Source organism: Paenibacillus sp. cl123 (genome assembly GCF_900101595.1).
GTDB lineage: Bacteria > Bacillota > Bacilli > Paenibacillales > NBRC-103111 > Paenibacillus_G.
Map to the genome: position 1 here is coordinate 170,115 of NZ_FMYY01000007.1, position 8,173 is coordinate 178,287.

Below are 8,173 nucleotides of genomic sequence, written 5' to 3' on the forward strand. Positions count from 1 at the left end.
TTCGCCGCGGGGGTGCCTATGTCCTCCTAAGACCGTTCTGCTTTGAGCACATCCGACAATTTGATACGCTCGATATCCCGTGCCTCTCCCGCGGAGATGTCCAGCAGCAGGCGATCGCCAGCCGTATCAATCCGCTCGACGACCCCAGTCACCTGTCGGTCCTCGTAAACTTCGAAGATTGTCACAGTGCAGGGGAGCGTATAAGCCCGAGACTCGTACAAGACTTGGGCGATCAGTTCCCATTCTTGCTCGTCCAACTCAGGTCGCCTCCGCTTTTTGCTCTCTTTTTCTTGCATTACCGCAGCATCACGATGCTGGGGAATTATCATCCTACTGGATTCCCATAATCCGTTCTCCTCCAGCTTGCCAGCCATGCCTACCACCTCAATCCATAAAATAGTCTGTTCGCCGCGCTACGGGCGCTCTAAGATGTTCATCGGTATCTTTAAGCAGTCGGATGTCATCAGGGGTATGCGATGACCATTCTATGTATCCCGCGGTGCTGAGGGAGCCTAAGACGGACAAGACATCCGCTCTTTTCTTGCCCGATCGCATCATTATTTCCGCCACTGTAGGCTCTCGACGGTATAGCCGCAGCGAGGCAGATATGATTCGTAGCACCTTGCGCTCGTTGTCAGACAGCATGCATGGACACCACCGGTTGCACAGCGAGGATGCTATCAAGCCTGAACACACGAGGCGCCTTACGCTGTAGGCAGTAGGCTTTAACGACTCCCCCGGCGACACCCCGGATCTCGATCTTGCGCTGCGTAATCTTGCCATCTCGGCCAAGGTAGATAATTTCGACAACATGGCCAACATATTTTTGCATAACTGTTCGCCTCCGAATAGAACATTTGTTCTTATTATATACGAACATTTGTTTGTTTTTCAAGAGAACATTACCTTTGTGAGTCAATTTGTTATTGAAAAATGATACTATATATGATATCATAAATATATAGAAAGGAGTTGAGAAATGGCGAAGATAGAGAAGCTCATCGAGAAGATGAGAAGGAGTCAGCAAGGGATAACCTTCAACGAATTGAAGAAAGCCCTTGAGCATGCAGGATATAGTGAAGTAAGAGTTCGCGGCTCTCACCATCACTTCCGGAATGCACAAGGACTTCTGACAACGGTCAAGCGCGAGAATCCGGTTAACCCGGAAGCCGTCAAGGACGCGCTCGAAAGGTTAGGGCAGTAGCCGGAGGGGAGAAATCCCCTCTTCCCTTCCTCCCTTTATCATATGCCGAAATTTATGAAAAATCAAAAGGATGTTGCTTACTATTTATCCTTACCGTATACGTTCCAAGTCCGCCGTGTGGAGGAAGATTCTAAAGGCCGGTATTGGGCCAACGTGAAAGAACTTGACGGATGCCATACGTCCGGGGATACCTGGGAGGAAGCTTATGCCGATCTGCAGGAAGTGTTGAAGGATCACATCGAGATTAAACTGGAGCATGGCGATCCGATCCCGGAGCCGCACGAAAATTTTAGCGGTAAGATCTTAGTACGGTTGCCGAAGTCGCTCCATCAGCAGCTCATTTTCAAGGCTGATGAGGAAGGAATTTCTCTAAATCAGTACATTCTCTTTAAGCTGAGCAAGTAACCCAAAAACAAAGAAAATGCCCGCCAGCATAAGCTGATGGGCATTTTTTTCTGAACTACTGCTTTTCCTCGACGACAAACTCCTTGGGCTTGTTGTAGTCCATCCAAGCCTTCTGAATGGTCCCGATCAGCTTCTCCCGCGACACAGCTATCCCCCGGGCCTGCAGCTCGTTTGCCGCGTAGCTGACAGCTTCCTCAAGCTTTTGCCGCCCTTGGTACATATCCGCCAGCGTCTCCACATATGCCATAGCCTCGACAGCCACCTTTCCGATGATCTCTTGCTGTGCGGCGTTGGTGCGCGCCTTGAGCCAGTTAATGGCGTGATCCTTGGCTGCGTTAATGGCGACCGCTGCGACGCTGACAAGCGCCGTCAGGACGGCCAGGACAAGTGGGGTTAAAATCTCCGTGATTTGTTGACTCATCATACATACATCCTCTCTTATTGGTTTTCAGGCAGCAACCCGGCTGCGATCCGGAGCGCGTCGGCCAGGTCGCCGATGTATTTGGCCTCGCTGTACGAGCCTGCGTCATAAGCCAGATGCCACGACTTGGACATCCATGTGCTGATGATCGTATCGGCCACCCATCCCGCAAGCGACTTGTGGGGCAGTAGGATGCCGGATGCATAGCGCAGCTCGTCGGCCAGCCAATGGTATCGATCGCGCAGCTCGGCGCTCGACGTGTCAAACCACGACTTGCTGATCCATGTGTCGATGACCGTCCTTGCGACACCCTCGTCGAGCATGCGGTCGTCCGGCTCTGGCTCCGGGGCGTCCGGCACATAGGAGACACCGTATGCCTCGCAAAGTCCCTTAGCCAGCGCGACCGCGCATGTTTGGCGGTACGTCTCAGAGATCAGCAGCCTGGCCTCCGTCAAATTGTCCATGAACCCGCACTCGACCAGCGCAGCCGGCATCTTGGTGTATTTGACGACTGCCAGCCAAGTGCCATCCTTAATGCCGCGGTCACGCAGTCCCGTCGCCTGGACCAGATACCGCTGCAGCACCTTACCGATCCGCAGTCCATCTCCCGATACGGCAGTCAGCGTTTCGATCCCGTTGGCCGAGCTCCAGTTGCCGCCTGCAGCGTTGGCGTGCACGGACAAATAAAAATCCGCACCAGCGTCATTTGCGCGCTTGGTGCGGAGCATCAGGTCCGTGTCGGCTTCTCCCGGGGATACTTCAATTGTTCGAAATCCGCAGCGCTCGAGCTCGATCTTGAGCAGCTGCACGACGCGGCGGTTAAACTCCCATTCGCGCATCACAGGCGTCGAATCCGGAAAGACCGGCGTCCTCTTGCCGGCCGTCTGAGCGCCGTGGCCGTTATCCAAAGCAATAAGCTTCATACCCATCCCCCTACTTTTTGATGACCAACGCAATAACGGCCAAGAGCACGCTGCCGATGATCGTCGTCCCGGCCCAGTTGATCACCTTATCGATCATGTCCAGCCTCTTGTGTGCAGCCTTGGTGCTCTGCATCGCCTCTTTGGCGAGGTCGTCGATCTCCTCGACCTTTTTACTGAGATCCTTGATCGCGTCCAATTTCGTCTCCAGCCGAGCCAGGTCAAGCCGGACGCCGGTCATCTGCTCGGTCAGCATTTTGATGTCATCCACTGGCATATATGTGTCCCTCCACTCCCCCGAGCATTAAAAATAGCCCCGTATCCGGGGCCTATCCAAGCTTTTGCAGCCATGTTGCAGCAGTTGCTTGCACCACCGGCCATAGCACGTCCGCGACCTTTACGTGCCCGGCATCATTGGCGTGCAGCGCATCTGCGAGATAGGTCGCTGCCGCAGCCTTTGTCCACGCTGTAGATGTATCGCAATAAGCTACTCCCTCTAGCTGTGCCGCCTCAATGATATAAGGCCGATACGCTGCATACTTGTCTTCGTCGGCATTTGCCAATGTGTGGGGCGTTACTACGACTATGACAGCGTCCGGGTTGGTCTGCTTAAGCCGGCGGATAATGGTGCGGTTATTGTCTCGTGTCGTTTCTTTGCTAATGACCGGCGTGGTCGACGTTGCATCATTGGCCCCGATCTGCAATGTAAAGAGATTGGCCTCAAGGTTTGAGATGCGATGGATGCCATTAATCATGTCGGTGGATTTTGCGCCGCTCCACCCCATATTGCGATGCTCAATGGCGCCATACTGAGCTGCGATGCGGTTACGGATGATATAAGGGTACAAGTTACGATAATCCGTGACTGTGTTATAGGTGCTGGAGCTGCCAAGAGCGATATAACGCCCGCCTCGTTTAGACATCTCGGCTCACCTCATATCCGTAAATGTATCCGTATACCTTGCCGACGACCGTTGTTGCTGACCCCACCTGACATTTGCCTCCGGCCTGGACACATATCTCGCCGTCGAAATCCATCCTGAGCACGGACGGTTGAGCAGCCTTGGTGGGGATGCTGAATTTAAGCTCCTTGCTGTTATTCGTGGTAAACGATCCGATGTCGATATTGATCCCGACTATGCCATCCACATCGATATGCACCATCATGAGTTTGGGATAAAACAGATATCCCTCTTTGACGCTGTACGATACGCTGTAAGACATATTGCCGCTCGTACCCGTTGCGTTCCCCTCGACGATGGCCCATATCGGGCGTGCATGCCGAGCTAGGCGGGACCAATATGTCTCGTTAATGGATACAACAGTTTGGCCTGATTGTGTATTAAACGGGTTCTCACCGGATGCTCCTCCACCCCCGCCTCCGCCAGCAGCCAGCTGTTCCAGCAGGTCGCCTACATTGACGGTCGTGCCATCCTCTTTGATGACGCGCCCGTTATTTACGCCAAAACGATTGATATTGTACACGCATGGTCCTCCTCTCTGCGACAAAAATAATAGCCCCGATTGCTCGGGGCATGGATACTACTCTTCTTTAACCGGCTCCTCCGGCAGCGGTTTCCCGTCCGTGCCGAGGCCAAGCGCCTCAAGCTCAGCTTGCACGGCCGGCTTAAGGTTGTTCGGGACCTGAGCAAACGTCTTTGCTCCTCTTACGATCAGCGTCGCATATACAGTGACCATGGTATCACCTCCCTCCCAAAGCCATAATAAAAGCCCGACTATCAGCCGGTTAAACATCGGCATCCAGTAGGGCTTGCACGTCATCTCGTAGGTTAACGGGTACTTGCTCGATCGTCTTTGCGCCGAGCTTGATCAGTTTATAATAGATCGCTGCCATATGGTTACTCGCCTCCTTCCGGAGTTGGCGGATTGATCATCTCGTAAAGCTCGGTCATGGCTAGCATGGTCTGTAAGCTCTCCTGCTGCAGCGCCGCTTTGTCTGCCTCGGCCTGTTCGTACACTTCGGTAAGCGCGAGCATGAGATTAAGATTTTCAGCCTGTAGCTGCTCGATTTGTTCACGCATCGTCGGCCCGCTCGGCTGCTCAGGAGGCTCCACAGGAGGCGCTGGCGTCCATACTCCGTCTTCATAGATGTCGCCGGGCTTTACGTCATCCTCCGGCCCAAGAAGGATCATATCAGGAGCGTCGATCTCGCCGGACAAAAAAGAGACGTTGAAAGCACGTCCCTTTGCGTCGATTTGTGCGTATCTATAATCCATTGTTCCTCCGCCCTCCTTAATAGGATTCTACGACTTCCCATGCGAACTCCAGCGGAAGTTCGCTGTTAATGCCTGAATTGCGCCGCGTTATCCTCAAGGTGTTATTGTTGATTAGGTTAGCCTTTATTACCTCTCTCGACGCGTCACCGCCAGAAACCCTAATGGCAGAACCCGAGTTTGTAAACGTCGTAAACGTTTTGCTTAGATTAACAGGACTTATGGTAATGTCGATTTGAACCTGGTCATACGCCATAGACGCGACCCCGCGCTGTACCGCTTTTATACCGCCCACTGGTTGCCACCCCGTTCCATTCCAAATTTCGGGCACGCCCGCATTATATCGCACTGGCGCCAATGTATTACCCTGCCATTTATACACGCCCTCGGTATTTATCTCGACTGATGCGGAAACAACTCCTTCGGAAGATGGCGTGGTGTCGCTATAGTTACTTGTCGCACGTAGGCTGCCGACTTTAACCGCTGCCGCTCCGCTCGGATACGTTGTCGTTGGGCCGTGAAAGTTTAGGGACGCGCCTGTACCGGTGATTTGCGGCAATGACAATATGCCAGTCATCGCCCCGCCTGCCTTATCGAGCTTTTCGTCGTACAGCTGCCGGATACTCCGTACTGGTGCGTTATACGACTTCGCCTCGCCGGTAATCCGCCTGATCATGCTGCCGAACCAGTTGAGTATCTGCGTAATCGTCCCGCTCGTAGTCGCTGGCAGTGCGACCGTATCGTCAACTGTACGCTGTCCGATCACCACATCCGTCGCAGCTCCGTCAGCCAGCTTAGCGGCAGTCACGATCTTGCTGCCGAGGTGATCCGTGCCGACCGATCCCGGCGGATGATCCATCGTCGCTGCCGTCCGGTGCGTATTGAACGCTGCCTTGTCTGCATCAACGTCAAGTCGCAGGTTTTCGAGCAATGCGCCATCCCACGTCAGTAGCCATTTGTGTACGGCAATCTGCGTCTGAGCATCCGCCAGTCCTTGCGACAAGGCGCTAACCGCGCTGCCGGGATTGCCGGGGTACTCGACGCGGCCGTCCGTAGCCGCTGCGGTCATGTTTTGCTTATCGGTCGCTACATAAGTAACGTAGTATTTTTGGGACGGGTCAAAATCAGCAGGCTGTATGTCAAACCGCTGATTTTTGTAAAAGTTGTCATTGACGCGCGTTCCCTTTGCGGGATCAACGCCTTTATATACGCCCAGCAGCCGAGCGCTACGATACTTGAGCAGCGTACTCGGTGTATTGCCGTCGTTTATTACGTACTTGCCAGCGACAAGTGCCGGATTCGCCAGCTCGCGCACGATAACGCCCTCCGCCAGCTCGACCAGATTGCCGCCGCTATGCATCGAGATAGCGCCCTCTACGGTGACGGACTCCTCAACGCCCTGCGCCCGCTGATACACCAACGTCGCCCATCCGGTCCATCCCGCCGCTTTGTTGGCGCTGACGTAAGCCAGCGTCTGTGTCGGCGCGTCGGCCTGCGTGAGTAGCGAGCGCCATGCCGTAGGCTTGCCGTTGCCGTCTACGGTCTTCGCTTGCCAACCGTTAAGGGTTGCGCGCACCTCCGCATCGAGCGCGGTATACCCCTCTCCAAATCCGCTGTCAGCGTCGGATATAGAAATCACTAAGTATGAGACCCCCGAAGGCACACGAGTATTGTACCTATCGGACGTTATTGTGCTGTCCGACTGCGTTATGACTTTACCGTCATATTTTGTGACAAGCGAATTGGATGGCGTAACCGCGGCTACTAATCCGGGTAGAGACGTATACGGAAGTTGCACACGCTTAAATCCTACGTAGTCATCCACGTAGGACCAAGGTAACGACCCGTCCAGCATTATCTTTTTGAACCGCCGATACACCGTCTGCGCTGTAAAGTCCAAGCGGTCATACACGCCGCTAATCGGATCGCCGTGCAGTTCCAGCGGCTTACCGTCGCTGTCCGAGACGCCGACGGTATAATCGTCGTTACGCGGTTCAAAGCTCAGCGGCAGGTCTGCGGCGGTACCGAGGATGAGCATAAAATCGCTATACCGTACCGTTCCAGTCGACGTATTGCGTACGTACACCCGAATCGTCGTGTTAGCACCGGAATTAAACGCTCTTGGTGTGGTCGCGTATCCAGATATAATTGACAAACTTGCCGCATTATCGAAGATAGCGTACGTGCTGCCTGCTCCGCTGTTAATACTCAAAGTATAGTTAGTGTTAGGCAGTACATCGACTATAAAATAGGCATTGCCATTTGCGGTGTTGGTAGTGAGATCCATCGTATACGAGTCCACCAAGCTTACCGTGTGTCCGGATGTGATGGTTTGCTCCGTTAATGGCTTTAACAGGTTTTTACCCGTCTTGATTACGGCAGGCAGCGCCACCGACTGCATGCCGTTTACATGTGGCAGGTAATCACGGATATTGCTCTCCGTAATTGTCGTGCCGATAGCGTTGTACAGCGCGGTGTCTACTTCGTATAAATCCGCTCCATCGAAGTAAGCATCGAAGTTGTCAGTTCCTGATAACAGGCCAATCAATAATCGTATTGACGGACGCCCTGTAAACTTGACATAGACCGTTTGCCACTGGTCGAGTAATGACGGGTTAATTTGTTTAAATACACCGTTGCTAAACCCACCTTTGTTATACACGGCAATGTTGGGCAATATTACGGCGCGCACAACGTAAACATCCACAGCCGCCACGTACATTTTTGCTGCATCAAGATCAATGTCCCTGTATGCAGCCCGGGATGCTCCGGTCCCGAACATTTTAAAGCTTGCGTCGCCGTAGCGTTTGATAGATGTGTCTAATGTAACGGCAGATGTAGTCCATCCTGTGAGTGAATCGCACTCGGCGTATTGATTGAGTTGCTGCAGCGTCCGCCCCAGCACCGTCACCCGCGCCGGTCCACTCTGGTCTGCGGTGATGACCTGGAGGCCGTGGCGCAATGGTGCGGAGAGTGTGAGGCCGTCTTT

At 53.6% G+C, this 8,173-nt stretch carries 13 protein-coding genes; 2 read left to right on the plus strand and 11 right to left on the minus strand.

What is annotated here, in order from left to right:
• Positions 1-26: 26 nt before the first annotated feature.
• Both BLR08_RS14335 and BLR08_RS14340 read right to left on the minus strand, forming a co-directional pair.
• Entirely contained in the window at positions 27-374 is a 348-nt protein-coding gene (locus BLR08_RS14335; RefSeq protein ID WP_072330629.1) for a YolD-like family protein, read from the minus strand.
• Positions 375-634: 260 nt separating this feature from the next.
• On the minus strand, positions 635-832 hold the full coding sequence (locus tag BLR08_RS14340) for a hypothetical protein (RefSeq protein ID WP_072330623.1): 198 nt from the start codon (positions 830-832) through the stop codon (positions 635-637).
• A gap of 147 nt (positions 833-979) precedes the next feature.
• Between BLR08_RS14340 and BLR08_RS14345 the strand changes: the two genes are divergently transcribed.
• Both BLR08_RS14345 and BLR08_RS14350 read left to right on the plus strand, forming a co-directional pair.
• A complete protein-coding gene (locus tag BLR08_RS14345; RefSeq protein WP_072330621.1) occupies positions 980-1,204 on the plus strand; it encodes a type II toxin-antitoxin system HicA family toxin in 225 nt (74 codons plus the stop codon).
• A 54-nt stretch (positions 1,205-1,258) separates the two neighbouring features.
• Complete coding sequence (locus BLR08_RS14350) at positions 1,259-1,609, plus strand: type II toxin-antitoxin system HicB family antitoxin (protein WP_072330931.1); 351 nt, start codon at positions 1,259-1,261, stop codon at positions 1,607-1,609.
• A 55-nt stretch (positions 1,610-1,664) separates the two neighbouring features.
• Here the strand turns inward: BLR08_RS14350 and BLR08_RS14355 are convergent, their stop codons facing one another.
• The 9 genes from BLR08_RS14355 to BLR08_RS14390 are packed head-to-tail and all read right to left on the minus strand — an operon-like array spanning position 1,665 to position 8,095.
• On the minus strand, positions 1,665-2,033 hold the full coding sequence (locus BLR08_RS14355) for a phage holin, LLH family (protein ID WP_072330619.1): 369 nt from the start codon (positions 2,031-2,033) through the stop codon (positions 1,665-1,667).
• A gap of 14 nt (positions 2,034-2,047) precedes the next feature.
• Positions 2,048-2,953 carry an N-acetylmuramoyl-L-alanine amidase gene (locus tag BLR08_RS14360; protein ID WP_072330618.1) on the minus strand — a complete coding sequence of 302 codons (906 nt, stop codon included), beginning with the start codon at positions 2,951-2,953 and terminating at the stop codon, positions 2,048-2,050.
• Between the two features lie 10 nt (positions 2,954-2,963).
• On the minus strand, positions 2,964-3,227 hold the full coding sequence (locus tag BLR08_RS14365; protein ID WP_072330617.1) for a hemolysin XhlA family protein: 264 nt from the start codon (positions 3,225-3,227) through the stop codon (positions 2,964-2,966).
• 52 nt (positions 3,228-3,279) lie between these two features.
• Positions 3,280-3,873 carry an SGNH/GDSL hydrolase family protein gene (locus BLR08_RS14370; RefSeq protein ID WP_072330616.1) on the minus strand — a complete coding sequence of 198 codons (594 nt, stop codon included), beginning with the start codon at positions 3,871-3,873 and terminating at the stop codon, positions 3,280-3,282.
• A complete protein-coding gene (locus BLR08_RS14375; RefSeq protein WP_072330615.1) occupies positions 3,866-4,435 on the minus strand; it encodes a hypothetical protein in 570 nt (189 codons plus the stop codon). Before BLR08_RS14375 ends, BLR08_RS14370 begins: the two co-directional genes overlap by 8 nt.
• Positions 4,436-4,492: 57 nt before the next feature.
• On the minus strand, positions 4,493-4,648 hold the full coding sequence (locus tag BLR08_RS31140; RefSeq protein ID WP_256257620.1) for a CD1375 family protein: 156 nt from the start codon (positions 4,646-4,648) through the stop codon (positions 4,493-4,495).
• A gap of 49 nt (positions 4,649-4,697) precedes the next feature.
• Positions 4,698-4,805 (minus strand): CD1375 family protein, encoded by a 108-nt coding sequence (locus BLR08_RS31710; RefSeq protein WP_256257619.1) that lies wholly within the window; start codon positions 4,803-4,805, stop codon positions 4,698-4,700.
• 4 nt (positions 4,806-4,809) lie between these two features.
• Entirely contained in the window at positions 4,810-5,187 is a 378-nt protein-coding gene (locus tag BLR08_RS14385) for a hypothetical protein (protein ID WP_072330613.1), read from the minus strand.
• Positions 5,188-5,203: 16 nt separating this feature from the next.
• A complete protein-coding gene (locus BLR08_RS14390; protein WP_143014381.1) occupies positions 5,204-8,095 on the minus strand; it encodes a hypothetical protein in 2,892 nt (963 codons plus the stop codon).
• Positions 8,096-8,173: the final 78 nt, after the last annotated feature.